Here is a 15,818-nt window from a genome sequence, read left to right on the forward strand (position 1 = left end):
TTATACCCCACGATATTTGAAGCTGTAATCAACAAAGAGGAAGATATCGCGAATACTGCTACGCTCCAGATCCACATTATCTGCCTCAGGTGCACTGATCCGCCAGTTGCCAGTAACAGGGACACCCTGTAGCAGATCAAGAGGCGCAGGATTGTGGGGATCCGATTTTACCGTCCCTTTTTCATCTGTAATGCCAGAGGCTTGTTTGCCATCGGTTTCAACCTTGAGCGTAATTCCAGCCGGGTCAAGACCATCATGACGTACAATGCGCACTGCCAAGTCATTGAGTTGCAAGTCCTCCTGATTATAAGCAAAATCAGAGGTGCGAAGATCAAACTCCATCTCGCCACCATCGATAAACTTATAATAGGCATCGGGGTAGAGTAGCCTGAATGGCAAGGCAACACCCTCTTTCCCTGCTGTTGGCAGACTTCCTTTTATCTGGGTTTCCAAAATAGGGTTATGTTGGGCGGTATAATAAACAATCATCCGCACATCGGAGATACTGTTGAAGTCGATGTCATTCGCACTGGGCGGTATTTCCAGCGTCCAGCTGGTTGCAGTGCCGCAATGTTCAAACACACCCAAAACAGAAGGGTTTGGCTGAAAGATCGCCAGATCATTGCGCGGACTAAACTCTGAAAGAAGAAGCGCTTCGCGGGGTTGGAGACGGAAGAACTCATTTCCGTTTTTCTTACGATCACGAGAGATGCCGGAATTTTTCAAAGTTCCAACAATGCCGCCAGGTGGCAGCAGTCCTTCCACGACAACCTCAACTTTCTTTATCTTGCGTAAGTATGTTCCGGGAAAAGCGCGGTCAAATTCGGCAAGGGAGGTATCAAATTCCAAGATACCAGTTTCCTTGAATTTGCTGGCAAAACCCGTGGGGTTGATGGAATTGAGTGAGAACTCCTGTTTAACCGCAATATCCTTGGCTTTGGACTGCATAATCCGGTGATATGTGAAATACTCAATATCCTTGAGTAGGTAATCAGCGCTGAGCAAACCGGAAGCAATATTGGTAGTATAACTGCTCTTGATCACACTCATATCAAAGCCGGTTTCCAGCTCGTAGGCCATCTCCATCTTGCGCGCAGTATTGAGAGCTCGGTTCATATAGGATGCGGAGATATAGCGCATATGATTGCCAAGCTGGTACCAGACTTCTGGTGTGAAAATCTGGTCGTTAAAGGTCTCTAGCAAGTCTTCCGAATGGCGCTGGTTCATCTTCGCCATTTCCAACTGCTGTTCGCTGATGTCGGTCCGCGCTTGCGCTGCTTCATTCTGGGCTTCAGCCAGATCAATGTTCTGCTGCAACTCGTCAATCTGGCGCTGAATATTGGCAAGCTCCAGATCACGGGAAATCATTCCGCGCCGGTAGGCTGCCTCTGACATGACCTTATAGGCGTCACTGCCGGAAAGGGTGACATTCTTCCCTTCGGAAGGGCTGTAATAAGTGTAGTTGACTTCATAGCCCTCTGGCCCACCTGCAAACTGCATGGCCGCATCAAGCGCTGCCTGCTCATAGGCGGCATCTGCCACATCCTGTTTATGATCAATGGCATTATGGCGACGCAGTTCTGCCAGCTCTTTGTTTTCCTGCGTCACCTTCTCTTCTGCCTTGGCGTATTCCAGTTGCTCCTCAGCCAGTTTGACTTCCGCTTTCCCAGCTTCCACCGATTGTTCGATTTGCTGGCGGGTCAGTTCTTCATCTTCGCCCCGCGCGGTGAAGTTGATATACTCGCGCTCGGCCTGAACGGCTTGCTGGGCAAAGTGGGTTGCCACACTGTGCAGATAGTCAAATTTGAAGATTGGGAAGTAATTGGCAGGCAAGCCCCAAAAGTTCAGCCCCGCCTTGATCATCCGTGTTTTACTGCGGATATTGAACACGAGCCCGATCAGTTTCGGATTGAGAACAGAGTTATCTGCATCATCCATATTATCAATGAGGGCCTCAACCTTATCGCCATAAATTTTTAACGGGCCCTTATAAAGATCAGAATCCGGCACTTCTTCTTCCAGCGTCATTACCAGACCGTAGTGTTTTAACGCCTCCGTTGGATCGCCCTGTCTGAACAGTAAATCACCATGATCAAGGGCTGTCTCAGCGATGCGGATCCAGACACTGGGTATCTCGATTTTCTTATTTATGTACTGGTAATCCGACGCCTTTTTGTATGAGGTTATCGCCAGATCATATTCCCCCAGTTCCTTATAGCAGTCCCCCATTTTGACGGGGATTGAGAAGTAATAGAGGTGCGGTAGGCGAGCAGAAAGATCACTGTCCAGATCAAAGCGGAAGTTGACGAGATTCAGTGTCTGGGCGTCAATGCGTTTCTCATAGAGCTTACTCTTGATAGTAGCATTATCAATGCCCTTGGAGACCTTCCAGGGGACGTTAATTTTCTCTCCCGCAATTTCCATTGAAAACACTTTGTTCTCGGCCTTATTGGCGTTCTCAATATTGCCAACAAGAGCTTGAACTACCCAACCCTCTGATTTACCGGGCTGGCGCAGAACAACGGCTTGCCCTTCCGCCTGCGTTGCCTGAGTAAGGGCTTCAGGGTCCACTGCAGGCCTTGCCACAAAAGCCTCTGCAACGGGTGTTGCAACTGTCATGGTTGTACCGGCAAGTGAAAGCGACGAACCCCCATCAGACGAGCCCACAGACATGACAGGTCTGGAAATAATAGGACGGGATATGCCACTTAAAAAACTACGGGTAAAAGGCGTTCTGGTATAGCCGCCGGGCTCAGAAGGTGTTCCTTCTGGCGTTCCGTTTGACGATGAAAAGCCATCTTGTTCCGGCAACCCCTCGGCGCGGGCAAGAAGCTGGTCCGCCTCCATTAAAAGTACTTCGGCTTCCTTGGGATTTCCTGTTTTTTGCGCAAGCGCCGCCTGATTGGTTTTAACCTGCGCTTGCCCGACAAGATCACCAAGAACGCTATAACCTTTGGCAGCGGCGTTTAATGTCTCCAAAGACTCCTCAGTACGCCCTGCCTGCAAAAGCGCCACGCCAATATTCATTTGCATGGAAGCTGCTGCAAGCTTGCCCTCTTCGCTGTCATTTCCATCAAGAGACTTTGCCGCCAACTCGAAAAACTCTAGGGCTCGTTGATGATCCCCTTGTTCAAGATAGTCGGTGCCGGCCTCGGCTATTTCCGTAAGTTCAGATGAAAACCCATGCTCGGTTTTTACTCCAAGGTCAGAAAGTGGTTCCATCGATTTCTTAACGGCATCCGGCAAAAGAAAAGACCCACCACCAAAGCCCGTTGTTTTTGGTTCGGGCTCTATTTTGGCGACCATTTCAAGAGAGCGGTTTAAAAGTGGTTCAAAAAGTTCAGCTTCCAGTGGAGCCGCAAAAATCGGATTTGTTGCCAGAATTGGTATGAAACTTGGCTGGATCAGGTTGTAAATCAACCCCTGAAGCTTTTTGTATTCGTCCAGAGCCTTCTGGTAATTTCTCTTGGCAAAAGCCCTGTTTGCCTTTGCAAGTTGCAGCCGAATTCGGGCCAACCGTTCGCGGGATTTACCATCCCCCTTTGAAGGGGGCGTATCTCGCAATTGATCGACAAGAACAGCTACCTCTTTTTCATAGGTTTCAACGGTACCTTTAATGGCGCTGACACTCAGAAAATTCTCAAGATGTTTCATCGGGGCTGGCTCCGGAGAGGTGAACATTTGAACCGGTGCCAGATATTTATCCTCTAACGATTAGCGAACAACCCTTGAATTATTGGGTAAATTTCGAACATATTTGGAATTACCTATTAAAAATGAAAATACTGAAAGCAAAGACCCAGAGCTGTTACACGGAGCATGATAAGAGCCATTAAGTTCTGTTGGCTACTCATTCCTGTAAAGCTATTAACTTTCAACAGACTGATATCCGGTGCCTTCTATACAGGCTCACCTTGACCTGATGTGGGATGGGCCAAAATGACATAACTACTCTGTGCAAATATGAAGTCTATTTCCCGGCAACATGTGACCATATAGCTGAGCACTTTTTGTTTACATGCGTCCGGCAGCATCCTGTAGGAGTAGAGGCCATTTTGACAACCTGGCTTACAGCTCTTTACTAGCAAAACGCGAAAAGGCGCTAGAGGAGTTCCAGCGCCTTTCTTTGATAAAAGAAACCTACCTAGAATTCGCAGATTCTAATAAGTAATTAGGTATAATCTACTCAATACCCATGCAGTTGGCGTAAAAAGTAGTTGTAGCAGGCCAGTCAGAGAAGACTTTCTCAACCCCAACGTCTTGCGCTAGAACATGGAGAAGATCGAAGACAGTGCCTTCGCTAGTGACATCTTCCGCAATGCTCTGATAATACCAGCCACCCTTGTTATGGGAGATCAACCCGGAACGCTCCAAGGACCAAGTGATGATATTAAGCCCTGCTTCATTTGCCGCTTTTGCGTAAGCAGAGGGTACAATCTTGCCATCTTCGCTTGCCACAAGCACCCAGAGCGGCGGAGCAATGTAGTTGACACCCATTTCCTTGAGCTCAGTCATAGAAGGCTTAAAGCTGGACAGGGTTGAGGGGTCGAAACTTGGATCATCATAACGTCCATCCAAGTAAACCGCCTGCTTGCCAAACTCTGGCTCCGCTTTAATCCAGTAAAGAACATCATCTAAAGAAAAGGATTGAGCGTAAACATCAGAAGCAGGAATACCTGCCGCTTTGTACTCATCAATCATTTTCTGGGCATAGTCCTGCTGGCTAAACCCGTCAAAAGGCATGTCCACACTTGGGGCCTTCAACTCCGGTGTAAACTTGACACCGAGTTCCTTGAAAAGCGCAATGGACTGCGCATGCGTCATGAGTGTTCCACCCGCCCCAGCTCCGGAATAAAGATCCGTACGCCAGCTCGCCGTTCCTTTCATGAAGGCCGCAACGGTTGTTGCCGCCTTGTCTGAAGCGTCCATTTTGCCGTATAGGCCTTGAAATTCTTCAAGAGTAATCTCAGAGGTTCGACATTCGGCCGCCGCATCTTTCCCGTCAGTCGCAGGTGTAAATGGGGTCACACAGGTACTGGCCAGATCAGTTGCAAGAATATTGGTCGTCGTAGCCAGATCATTTTGCGAGTGGCGGCAAACCAACTCTTTATCCTTGGTGAAAGTGACGTCACATTCCAGAACACCTGCCCCCATAAGGGCACCAGCACGATAAGACTGTTTTGTATGTTCAGGAAATTGTAGTGGTGCTCCCCTGTGCCCAATGGAAAAGCTAGAGGGTTTTGCAGTGGCATTCACACAGGCACGTAACTTGTCCTTTAACGGCCCCTCTTGCATTTGCTCTACGAGAAAGGCGGGGCGCGGACCCAATTGAACGGCTTGTGCGGCAACTGTAAAACTTGCACCTGCCATGAGACCAAGTGCTGCGCTACGGATTAAACGCATGAAAGTTATCTCCCAATATTGTCTTTTATTGCGTTCTTATTTAACCGGATGACTTTAGGGTGCTACGTATAATTTCGTAGCCCATAAATGAAGTTGTCCACTAGGATATAAGAGGCAGGTTACTTTTTTCCGCAAGCCTTCTGAAAAAAAGTAAAACCTCTTGCAGATCAATCACCAAAGCTCCTTACGCAGCCCAAGCACCAATAAGTGGGCGTTGTTATGTTTTTTCAGGAGATATCCCTCTCCTTTGCTCTATGCCTGATTTTGGAATCCTCAGGGGCTTCACCACGCCTCCACATGCCATAGTCTCGCTGAACCTTTGCCACTCGCAAGCGATAGTCATCAAATACACTGAATCGTCCTTCTGATTGTACTTTCCTATGCTGCTCAAGTGTACGCCATTGATGCACCGCTGCTTCATCACGCCAAAAAGAAAGGGACATGAAACGATTGGGATCTCCAAGAGATTGAAAGCGTTCAACTGAGATAAACCCATCAACTTTCTCTAAAAGCGGTCGTAATTCCTTTGCCATATCAAGGTAGCGATCAAACTGCCCATCAGCAGGTTCCAGTTCAAAGATTACAGCAATCATTTTGCTCTCCCGTGCGGTGTAGAGACAAGCTGAAGAAAAGTGCGTTCCTCTCGTAGTAAGAACTTTTCTTTTTGCGCGAACGCATAGTTCTCTCGGCCCAGCGGATCATAGGCAAGCCTTGCCCGATACGCTTCATATTCCGCTAGAGAGGGAATATTGTAGATGCCATAGGCCAGAGTACTGGAACCTTCATGGGGAGCGAAATAGCCAATAAGGTCCGCCCCGCAGCGCGGTATCGCTTCTCCCCAGTTACGCGAATACTGAACAAACTGGTCCCTTTTCACTGGGTCTATTTGATAGCGAATAATACAAGTCAACATGGTTGTTCTCCCTTATAGGTATGTGGCTTTTGATATATATCATTGCTTGAATTAAATGCTTCGCTTAGAAACGAACTATGAAAGATGGTCCTGACATTGCCCGTATCGCAACCTTGATTGGTGATCCTGCACGCGCGAACATGCTTACAGCGCTCATGAGTGGCAAAGCCCTAACTGCGACAGAGCTCTCGCATGAAGCAGGCATAACCTTGCAAACGGCCAGTGCTCACCTTTCAAAGCTGAGTGAAGGCGGCCTGCTAGCTCCACGCAAGCAAGGGCGACACAAGTACTTTACTCTTGCCAGTGATGATGTGGCCCACACTTTAGAGAGCCTCATGGGGCTTGCCGCAGGTACCGGACATCTGCGGACACGCACCGGACCAAAGAACCAAGAGCTGCGCAATGCTCGTGTATGCTACAATCATCTGGCCGGCCAAATGGGCATTAAGATGTATGAGAGCCTTTTGCGCCAAGGCCATCTGGCACTTGGAGAGAGCGGCATAACAATCTCTCAAAACGGAACCCGATTCCTCGATAGTTTTGGTATTGATTTGGATGCCTTACAGCATAAAAAGGCCCCTGTGTGCCGGGAGTGTCTGGACTGGAGCGAGCGGCGCACCCACCTCTCTGGCAGCCTTGGCCGTGCCCTTCTGTCTCACATGGAAGGCCTGGGATGGGCAAAGCGCGTCCCAGACACACGTATTGTCCGCTTTACGAGGACTGGAGAAAAGCAGTTTCATAAACTCTTTTTTGCTTCGTAACGGTACCGAGGCGTGAATTTACAACCACAAAACAACAGTACGGCCACTGTCACCACTCCCAACTTGGAGCTTGAGCAAAAAAAGCTCATTTAGTGGATTTCACCTTACTGGTACATTGCCATGCGGCGCTTCTCCAGCCCTTTATGACTTATCGCAGAAGGTGGAGCACGTAGCGTTCAATTGTATTTACGCTTTGCGCTCGAACTTATTTATTTAGAGTGAAATACTCAGAAGTGGCGTAGCCTTTCATACACTGGCATATTTTTCTACGGCTTATACACCTCCCCCCCTCCCGTCGGAGAAGGCAAGCACCAAACCAACCCACCAGAGCCCCATTTTGTCGTTACTAGCTACCCCAAGTAATTCGGGGTTATTACTATCAAAAAAAAACAATATAACTATTCTGAATATATATAGCTAAGTGATTTGATTATGAAATACAGTTATTTAAAGTATGTTCATCTGCGGCTTTCTCGTCTTCTTTATTATCGAAGGCAGTTAAAACTCAGAATTGACAATTTTGGTTTCGAAAAAACAGATGTTTCAATCCAGTACTAATCAATAGAACATAATGAAATCACTATGTGAAACCATTATACTCCTAACGTTACTTGTCCTTCCTATCCATTGCAGGGGTACGATAGGCACTCCCCCCTAAACATCACAGACCTGCGATAAACTTCATGTTACCCGTCTTTTGAAACTAAAAGGGGCCTTTCCCTATTATCCCTCAGCTGCAACAATCATTTGCCAAAATAGTATATTATCATTTCTAAAGAAATTTTCTAAATATTGCTCACCGGACGAGATAACTACGAAGACACCAATGGAGAAATAAATGAAAAAGATTTTGGTTCTACTTACAAACGTTCCTAGTTTAGCAAACGGTGAAAAGAACGGTACTTATTCTCCTGAGCTTACTCACGCGGTTCATGTATTTGACGATGCTGGTTACACCTATGACTTCGCAAGCATTAAGGGTGGCGAGGCCCCGATTTACGGAGAAAACGATAACCCAGATGATCAGGTAAACGCTGATGTTCTGGCTAGAGATGATTTCCGCACTCGGCTCAACAACACACTGCCGACCTCTCAGGTTAACTTTGAAGATTATGACGCTGTCTTTTATCCAGGTGGTTTTGGTCTTCTTTACGATTTGGCAGAGGATGAAACAGTTGGTGCAAAAACCGGTCGTTTCCTAGAAAAGGGCGGCGTTGTAGGAGCTGTATGTCATGGCCCTGCGGGCTTCCTGCCCGTTAAATACTCCGATGGCAGGTCCATGCTGGAAGGTTTGACAGTCACCGGTTTTACTCGTGAAGAAGAAATTGACTACGGAACAATCGACAAAATTCCGTTCCTGCTGGAAGAAGCTTTGACAAGAAAAGCAACTCGCTTTGAAAAAGTTCAACCGTGGATTGAAAATGTCATCGTGCAGGATAACATCATTTCCGGTCAGAACCCGGGCTCTGCCGGTGGTGTTGGGAAAGCAATGGTTAAGGCTCTAAGCTAAAAATAAAAATAGCCAGCCATGCTGAAGGGGAAGCCAGTTTTGGGAGCTGGCTTCCCCTTGATTTTATCATTTACAATTTTGCCCCAACTTCCATGCTTAGAGCGCATTTATGAGCTCAAATCGGGTTGTGCACTCAAAGAGGGGCGTAAAACCTAAACTCTACATTCTAAGCACCAAAGGCGCGGAGTTTCCTCATGAAGCAAGAAACATCCCATATCACCAGTCGTGATCCTATCAAAAATTGGGTAGATGTTAAAAACCCCTCTACAGGCAAAGTTCTTGCACAAGTTGCTTTCACGCTCCAAGCTGAACTGGAAGAGGTTCTTGAGCGTGCATATGCATTATTCAAAAATAAGAAAAATTGGCTAGCTCTACACCAGCGCGTAGAGATATTGGAAAAGCTTGCAGTTTCAATAAGGGACAGCAGGAGAGATTTGGCTATTCTCATAGCTCGCGAAGGCGGCAAGCCCCTAACGGATGCTTTGGTTGAAGTTGACCGCGCGGTTCTTGGAGTAAAGCGGTGTGTGGAAGTCATATCATCAGATCAAGGTTCAGTTGTGCCATTAGGCGCACATGCTTTTTCCGCAAGTCGCAGAGCCTTCACCAGCAAACAACCGATTGGGGTCGCTCTCGCCATAAGCGCATTTAATCACCCATTGAATCTCATAGTGCATCAAGTCGCGACAGCCGTTGCAGTTGGTGCCCCGGTTATAGTGAAGCCTTCACCCGATACACCACTCACCTGCATCAGATTCATTGAGATGTTGAAGGCAGCAGGACTACCGAAAGGTTGGGCAACCGCCGTATTACCTGAGACTTTGGATCTCGCAGAGATGTTGGTGACGGATGATAGAATCTCATTTTTCAGCTTTATTGGCAGTGCTCGAGTGGGGTGGGCACTACGTAGCAAGCTCAAGCCCGGTGTAAGGTTTGCACTCGAGCATGGAGGAGCCGCTCCTGCATTTGTAACAGGAACTGCGGACCTCCCGGCAGCTGTGGAGACGTTGGCTAAGGGTGCATTCTATCATGCTGGTCAGGTCTGTGTATCAACTCAACGTATTTTCGTAGACGGGCAGGTAAGCCATGAGTTTACCCAGACACTTAAAGACCGTGTAGAGAGCCTGAAGGTAGGCGATGCGATACTGGAGGAAACCGAAGTCGGGCCCTTAATCCGAGAAAGTGAAGTGCACAGAGTTGCTCAATGGGTTAATGATGCAGTTTCAGAGGGCGCAGAACTCATCACAGGTGGGCAAGCCATCACAACGCGGTTTTACAAACCCACTTTGCTGCTCAATGCTCCACGGCACTCCAAAGTATCACGTGAGGAAGTATTCGGTCCTGTCGCAGTCATCCAACCCTATGAGGATTTGTCAGGTGCCATAGAGCAGGCGAACGCACTGCCATTCGCATTTCAAGCCGCCGTATTTGCTAGAGATATAGATGAAATCAATCGCCTATACTTTGAACTGGATGCTTCCGCTATTATGATTAATGATCACACCGCTTTCAGGGAAGACGGTATGCCCTTTGCTGGCTTGAAACACTCTGGGTTTGGAGTTGGCGGGATTGACCACACTATCCATGACCTCCAAATCGACAAAATGATGGTGATGAAGCTCTAACGCTCCCCTTAAAATCGCTTAAGCAGAAACTCTATTGCAGCCCTTGCACGTGTCGGCAAATAGCGCCTGTTCGCATAAACAATCCAAGTTGAAGCGGCAGGCCGCCAATAGGGCTCTAATACCGGCTTTAAGGTACCATCGTGCAACAGCTTACCGTAACTGGTGCGGGGCATATAGGTTATTCCAAGCCCCGCAGTGCAAGCATGTAAAATGCTGCGTACACCATTTGAGCGCCAACTGCCATTTACGCTCACAGTAACCATTTCGTTATTCCTTTGAAAACGCCAGCGATTATTATTAGTGACCAAGCACGAATGGAAGCGCAACTGCTCAGGAGTTTCAGGAACCCCTTCCCTCTCAAGATACGCAGGGCTTGCCGCAGCAACTACTTCATGATCAATGAGCTTTCTGGCAATGAGCCCTGAATCCGAAAGCTCACCGTAACGAATGGCGAAGTCAAAACGATCCTCGACAAAATTGACGATACGGGTACTAAAGTGCATTTGCAGCTTGAGCTTTGGATGCTTGGCTGCAAACTCGACCAGAGCCGGGCTAATATGGGTTTCAGCAAACTCCCCCGCTGCTGAGACACGCAAGACACCAGACAACTCAATCTGCTCATCTGTAACTAACTGGTTGGCCTGCTCAAGCCCGTTGACCAACTCGATGCACCTTTCAAAATACAATTGCCCCGCCTGTGTGAGCCGGACACTTCTTGTTGTTCTTGAAACAAGGGTCACTCCTAAGCGTGCTTCAAGCTCAGCAATGCGACGGCTAACGTGAGATGTGGAAACTGAAAGGCGTTTGGCGGCAGATGTAAAACCATGCGTCTCTGCAACGGCAATGAACTCGGTGATACCTTCAAATGATGACATTGTTACTTTTAGGTTTTGGTAAGGAGAAAGCTATCTGGCACAATATAATTCATAGAGCCAATTTGGAAGGCCCTCACCTGAAGGTTCCGCAGATAGTACAAAAACAGGTATAGCGGACAAATAAGTACGTGCTGCGCCAAGCGATAACTAACGTTGCCACAGCATAGCTTCTCTTAGGTCACGTTTATCCTAGAATAAACTCGTCAAACGCTGCCCAGAACTGATGCCGGACATGATCCGCCTCCATCAGGATTTCGTGCTTTGCCCCTTTAATTTCCACATAACCTACAGTGGGAATCTTCCTGCAAAGTTCTTCGGTAGCTGCTGTGGAGACAATTTGGTCAGAACCTGCTGCAACCACTAGGGACGGTATGGAAAGTGCTTTTCCAAACAGGGGAGTTCTGAACAAAGGTAGCGAGCGGGCAGCCGCCTGAAACCAACCGATAGTGGGCGCACTTAGACCCAGTTTGGGCCTTTCACTCATAATCTCGCCCATGCGGGCAAAGCGTTCAGGGCAAGAAGTGAGCTTGTTGACCTCATAGGGGGCCTGCAAACTAGGGGCTCCTCCGGGAACATACGAACCCTTTAAGCCAATCAGAGAGAGAAAGCTTGATAAGATCCGGCTTGCCCTCAGTAGAGGCCGAGGCATTGCAATTTCAACCAAGGGAGAAGACATAATAATTCTGTCAACTTTGGTTCTCAGTTGTTCATGGGCCAACAGAGTTATGGCCCCGCCGGTGGAATGAGACAAAATGAAATGAGGCCCGGGGAAATTAGGAAGAGACACTTCATCGAGGACAATATGTAAATCTTCTACAAAATCGTCAAAACTATCAACATGCCCCTTCATGGGATCCTTTAGCAGGCGACCAGACCCGCCTTGCCCCCGCAAGTCAAAAATAACTACATAAAATCCACGCTGCCGGAGTTCTTCGACTACCTCGAAGTACTTCTCGATATATTCCGCAAAGCCTTGCACGATTGTTACCGTACCCTTGCAGGCTTTACTTTTTGGCCTCCAGTGAGCGCAACGGAGTTCAACACCACCCTTACCTTTTATATAAGTAATCGTATGCCCATCTGGCACAGGGTTATTTGGTGTCGCGGTTAGGGTCATGCAGGCTCTTCAAGTAACGAACAAAACAAAATAGATAGTTTGCACAAAAAACTACAAACGCGTGTATGCCACACCTAGCACAATATTAAAAATTTGTAACCGATTCCTTGACCATTCCTGCGTGGAGACCTCTACAACTTTCACTATTATAAATTCGGAGATAATACCAAGGCCTACTCATTCAAGGTTGTGTAATATGTATTATCCCGCAAATATTCTAAAGTATAATATAATTAGGCTATTTTATTGATGCTAATCAATAAAAGACACCATATCCGCTGCTAACCTAAGTAAAGTTAAAGTAGAGCAAATCAAAATGCAAATGCACAGAAGACAGTTTCTGAGCGCTTTTTTGCGCACCGATGAAGGGTTACGCCCACCTTACTGGGCTGGTCCAGCAAACAGTAAGCTGGACTGCAATTCCTGTGGAGACTGTATTCCAGCATGCCCTGAACGAATTTTATTTTCAGCAGAAGATGGGCGTCCCAGCATAGACTTTCAGGCTGGAGCCTGCACCTTCTGTGGTGCCTGTGTTGAAGCATGTAAAACTGACGCGCTTTCACAGCAGATAGATCCTCAAAAAGCCTATAGAGTTCAAATCAATCCATCCTGCTTGTCCTATTTAGGTGTTTCTTGCCGCTCGTGTGCTGATTTTTGCGAGCACGGGGCCATTCGTTTTTCACTGGCACCTTCTGGACGGCACATTCCCGTCTTGGACGCACACGTCTGCACTGGGTGCGGGGCCTGTGTTTCGTCCTGTCCAAGCACTTCAATTGAAATAACCCAATCCAAGCGGCCGGGAGGCGCTCCATGAATATTTGCGGCATTCTTGTCACCTGTTTGGCAGACCGGACCGAAGAAGTGAAAGCAGCGCTTACCGCTCTTGATGGGGTGGAAGTCCATCTGGTCCATGAAAAGACCAATCAACTCATAGTAACAGCTGAAGACACCGAAAAGACCCGTGCGGACGATCAGGTTATTGCTATTCACCGAACGCCGGGTGTGACTTCGGCAGCGCTTACCTATCACCAATTTGAACCAGAACTCAACACCAGCGTGCAAGCAGCGTAACGGGAGATAACCCATGACAATCACGGCATCTCGCAGAAGTTTTATTAAATCAGCAGCAGTTACGGCAACAGCATCTGCCGCAGGGATCACATTGCCTGCAAGCGTGGAGGCGCAGCCTCATGCCACAGACATTCGCTGGGACAAGGCCGCATGCCGCTTCTGCGGAACCGGCTGTTCAGTTCTAGTTGGTGTGAAAGATGGCCGCGTCGTCGCAACACAAGGTGACCCGGATGCTCCAGTGAACCGTGGTCTGAACTGCATAAAGGGCTATTTCCTCTCGAAAATTATGTATGGTGAGGACCGTCTAACCAAGCCATTGTTGCGTAAATCGAATGGTGTTTACGATAAGAATGGCGATTTTGAGCCCGTCTCATGGGACGAAGCCTTTACTATTATGTCCGAAAAATTCAAGGACGCTCTTAAGAAGAATGGCTCAAACGGCGTTGGTATGTTTGGTTCGGGTCAGTGGACTATCTGGGAAGGCTATGCGGCCGCCAAGTTCATGAAAGCTGGCTTGCGCTCCAATAACATCGACCCCAATGCCCGCCATTGTATGGCCTCTGCTGTGGCGGCATTCATCCGCACCTTTGGTATTGATGAGCCTATGGGCTGCTATGATGACCTGGAAAAAGCGGATACGTTTGTGCTGTGGGGTGCCAACATGGCAGAGATGCACCCCATCTTGTGGTCCCGTATTACGGACACCCGCCTGACTAAGCCGGGATGTGAAGTTCAGGTTCTGTCCACTTATGAGCACCGCTGCTATGAACTTGCTGACAACGGCATGGTATTTGAACCCCAGACTGATCTGGTAATTTTGAACTTCATCGCCAATTACATCATTCAAAACGACGCGGTAAACTGGGAGTTTGTTGAAAAACACGTCAATATTACCAAGACCGAAACAGATATTGGCTACGGATTACGTCCAAATGATCCACGTGAGCAGAACGCCGAGAATTCCGGTTCAGGTAAGCTGAGTAAGATAGACTTTGAGGAGTATAAGCAGCTCGTTTCCAAGTATACGCTTGAGTATACAGAAGAAATGTCCGGTGTTCCCGCTGAAAAGCTTCTGAGGTTGGCGCAGGCGTATGCAGATCCAAACCGCAAGGTTATGTCTCTTTGGACAATGGGCTTTAACCAGCACTCACGCGGCACTTGGGTGAACAGTCTTTGCTATAACGTTCACTTGCTCACCGGCAAGATCTCCGAGCCCGGCAATGGCCCGTTCTCTCTGACGGGTCAGCCATCTGCCTGTGGCACAGCCCGTGAGGTTGGAACCTTTGTGCACCGTCTGCCTGCGGACATGGTGATTAAGAATCCAAAGCACCGCGAGATCTGTGAGAAGGCTTGGGGCCTTCCTGACGGAACAATTCCAAGCAAACTGGGTTATCACGCAGTTCTTCAGCACCGCATGCTTAAAGATGGCAAGCTGAATGCCTATTGGGTGCAGTGCACAAACAACATGCAGGCCGCTCCGAACATAAACGAGGAAGGTTGGCCCGGTTACCGCAATCCTGATAACTTCATAGTTGTCTCTGACCCCTATCCAACAGTCACCGCAATGGCCGCTGACCTTATTCTGCCAACAGCCATGTGGGTAGAAAAAGAAGGGGCCTATGGCAACGCGGAACGTAGGACCCAGTTCTGGCGGCAGCAGGTCCAAGCTCCGGGCGACGCCATGTCAGATGTTTGGCAGGTGATGGAATTCTCCAAATACTTCAAGACGGAAGAAGTTTGGCCGGAAGAACTGCTTACCAAAAAGCCGGAGCTGCGTGGCAAAACACTCTTTGAAGTTCTCTATGCCAACGGTGTGGTCGACAAATTCCCAGTTTCACAGATTACTGATGGATTTGAAAACCACGAGTCAGAAGATTTCGGCTTCTACGTGCAAAAAGGTCTTTTTGAAGAATATGCCCAGTTTGGCCGCGGCCACGCGCACGATCTGGCACCATTCGACACTTACCACAAGGCGCGCGGTTTGCGCTGGCCTGTGGTGGACGGCAAGGAAACACTCTATCGGTTCCGCGAGGGCTATGACCCCTATGTACCAAAGGGTGCTGGCGTGAAATTCTATGGCAAACCCGATGGACGCGCAAATATCATCTTTGCACCATATGAACCAGCAGCTGAAGCACCGGATGAAGAGTTCGACCTATGGCTTTGCACCGGACGCGTGCTTGAGCACTGGCATACGGGCTCCATGACACGCCGTGTTCCTGAACTTCACAGAGCCTTCCCTTCCGCTGTCTTATTCATGCACCCGCAAGATGCACGCGAACGTGGCCTGCGCAGGGGGCAGGAGATCAAGATTTCCACCCGCCGTGGTGACGTTGTGACACGGGTGGAAACCCGTGGCCGTAACAAGGTGCCTAAGGGGTTGGTTTACATGCCGTTCTTTGATGAAAGTAAGTTGACCAATAAACTCACCCTTGATGCTACCTGCCCTATTTCCAAGGAAACGGACTTCAAGAAGTGTGCCTGTAAGGTACAGGCCGTTTAACGACAAATGGAACGGGGAAGCCAACACCTTCAACTGGAGTTGG

The 15,818-nt window shown here is 48.4% G+C and carries 12 protein-coding genes; 6 read left to right on the forward strand and 6 right to left on the reverse strand.

The features are described from left to right. The 4 genes from P6574_RS11130 to P6574_RS11145 form a co-directional block, all read right to left on the reverse strand. Window positions 1-3,654 carry a Tc toxin subunit A-related protein gene (locus tag P6574_RS11130; protein ID WP_310620349.1) on the reverse strand — a complete coding sequence of 1,218 codons (3,654 nt, stop codon included), beginning with the start codon at window positions 3,652-3,654 and terminating at the stop codon, window positions 1-3. Window positions 3,655-4,182: 528 nt separating this feature from the next. Beyond that, complete coding sequence (locus tag P6574_RS11135) at window positions 4,183-5,403, reverse strand: glycerophosphodiester phosphodiesterase family protein (RefSeq protein ID WP_310620350.1); 1,221 nt, start codon at window positions 5,401-5,403, stop codon at window positions 4,183-4,185. A 227-nt stretch (window positions 5,404-5,630) separates the two neighbouring features. Beyond that, entirely contained in the window at window positions 5,631-5,996 is a 366-nt protein-coding gene (locus P6574_RS11140) for an antibiotic biosynthesis monooxygenase family protein (protein ID WP_310620351.1), read from the reverse strand. Then, complete coding sequence (locus P6574_RS11145) at window positions 5,993-6,316, reverse strand: NIPSNAP family protein (RefSeq protein WP_310620352.1); 324 nt, start codon at window positions 6,314-6,316, stop codon at window positions 5,993-5,995. The genes P6574_RS11140 and P6574_RS11145 overlap by 4 nt, the downstream gene beginning before the upstream one ends. Before the next feature lie 77 nt (window positions 6,317-6,393). Here P6574_RS11145 and P6574_RS11150 point away from each other — a divergent pair, with 77 nt between their 5' ends. From P6574_RS11150 to P6574_RS11160, 3 genes are all read left to right on the forward strand, one after another. Beyond that, complete coding sequence (locus P6574_RS11150) at window positions 6,394-7,077, forward strand: ArsR/SmtB family transcription factor (RefSeq protein WP_310620353.1); 684 nt, start codon at window positions 6,394-6,396, stop codon at window positions 7,075-7,077. A gap of 838 nt (window positions 7,078-7,915) precedes the next feature. Further along, window positions 7,916-8,587, forward strand: coding sequence for a type 1 glutamine amidotransferase domain-containing protein (locus P6574_RS11155; protein ID WP_310620354.1), 672 nt, complete (start codon window positions 7,916-7,918; stop codon window positions 8,585-8,587). 194 nt (window positions 8,588-8,781) lie between these two features. Then, entirely contained in the window at window positions 8,782-10,209 is a 1,428-nt protein-coding gene (locus tag P6574_RS11160; RefSeq protein ID WP_310620355.1) for an aldehyde dehydrogenase family protein, read from the forward strand. An 8-nt stretch (window positions 10,210-10,217) separates the two neighbouring features. On the opposite strand, the gene P6574_RS11165 is transcribed toward P6574_RS11160, so the two are convergent. After that, window positions 10,218-11,084, reverse strand: a complete 867-nt coding sequence (locus P6574_RS11165; RefSeq protein WP_310620356.1) for a LysR family transcriptional regulator — start codon at window positions 11,082-11,084, stop codon at window positions 10,218-10,220. Window positions 11,085-11,268: 184 nt separating this feature from the next. Then, a complete protein-coding gene (locus P6574_RS11170; protein ID WP_310620357.1) occupies window positions 11,269-12,201 on the reverse strand; it encodes an alpha/beta hydrolase in 933 nt (310 codons plus the stop codon). 322 nt (window positions 12,202-12,523) lie between these two features. Between P6574_RS11170 and napF the strand changes: the two genes are divergently transcribed. The 3 genes from napF to napA are packed head-to-tail and all read left to right on the forward strand — an operon-like array spanning window position 12,524 to window position 15,775. Further along, window positions 12,524-13,015 carry a ferredoxin-type protein NapF gene (napF, locus tag P6574_RS22120; RefSeq protein WP_405048144.1) on the forward strand — a complete coding sequence of 164 codons (492 nt, stop codon included), beginning with the start codon at window positions 12,524-12,526 and terminating at the stop codon, window positions 13,013-13,015. Next, window positions 13,012-13,272 (forward strand): chaperone NapD, encoded by a 261-nt coding sequence (locus P6574_RS11175; protein ID WP_310620358.1) that lies wholly within the window; start codon window positions 13,012-13,014, stop codon window positions 13,270-13,272. The genes napF and P6574_RS11175 overlap by 4 nt, the downstream gene beginning before the upstream one ends. A 13-nt stretch (window positions 13,273-13,285) precedes the next feature. After that, the gene (napA, locus tag P6574_RS11180) at window positions 13,286-15,775 is read left to right on the forward strand and encodes a nitrate reductase catalytic subunit NapA (RefSeq protein ID WP_310620359.1); all 2,490 of its coding nucleotides are present in this window, start codon (window positions 13,286-13,288) and stop codon (window positions 15,773-15,775) included. Window positions 15,776-15,818: the final 43 nt, after the last annotated feature.

Origin of the sequence: Pseudovibrio sp. M1P-2-3 (assembly GCF_031501865.1) — a bacterium.
Lineage (GTDB): Bacteria > Pseudomonadota > Alphaproteobacteria > Rhizobiales > Stappiaceae > Pseudovibrio > Pseudovibrio corallicola.

Coding starts and splice junctions, on each gene's coding strand:
- P6574_RS11130 (WP_310620349.1), bottom strand. CDS start 3,654: ATGAAACATCTTGAGAATTTTCTGAGTGTCAGCGCCATTAAAGGTACC.
- P6574_RS11135 (WP_310620350.1), bottom strand. CDS start 5,403: ATGCGTTTAATCCGTAGCGCAGCACTTGGTCTCATGGCAGGTGCAAGT.
- P6574_RS11140 (WP_310620351.1), bottom strand. CDS start 5,996: ATGATTGCTGTAATCTTTGAACTGGAACCTGCTGATGGGCAGTTTGAT.
- P6574_RS11145 (WP_310620352.1), bottom strand. CDS start 6,316: ATGTTGACTTGTATTATTCGCTATCAAATAGACCCAGTGAAAAGGGAC.
- P6574_RS11150 (WP_310620353.1), top strand. CDS start 6,394: ATGAAAGATGGTCCTGACATTGCCCGTATCGCAACCTTGATTGGTGAT.
- P6574_RS11155 (WP_310620354.1), top strand. CDS start 7,916: ATGAAAAAGATTTTGGTTCTACTTACAAACGTTCCTAGTTTAGCAAAC.
- P6574_RS11160 (WP_310620355.1), top strand. CDS start 8,782: ATGAAGCAAGAAACATCCCATATCACCAGTCGTGATCCTATCAAAAAT.
- P6574_RS11165 (WP_310620356.1), bottom strand. CDS start 11,084: ATGTCATCATTTGAAGGTATCACCGAGTTCATTGCCGTTGCAGAGACG.
- P6574_RS11170 (WP_310620357.1), bottom strand. CDS start 12,201: ATGACCCTAACCGCGACACCAAATAACCCTGTGCCAGATGGGCATACG.
- napF (WP_405048144.1), top strand. CDS start 12,524: ATGCACAGAAGACAGTTTCTGAGCGCTTTTTTGCGCACCGATGAAGGG.
- P6574_RS11175 (WP_310620358.1), top strand. CDS start 13,012: ATGAATATTTGCGGCATTCTTGTCACCTGTTTGGCAGACCGGACCGAA.
- napA (WP_310620359.1), top strand. CDS start 13,286: ATGACAATCACGGCATCTCGCAGAAGTTTTATTAAATCAGCAGCAGTT.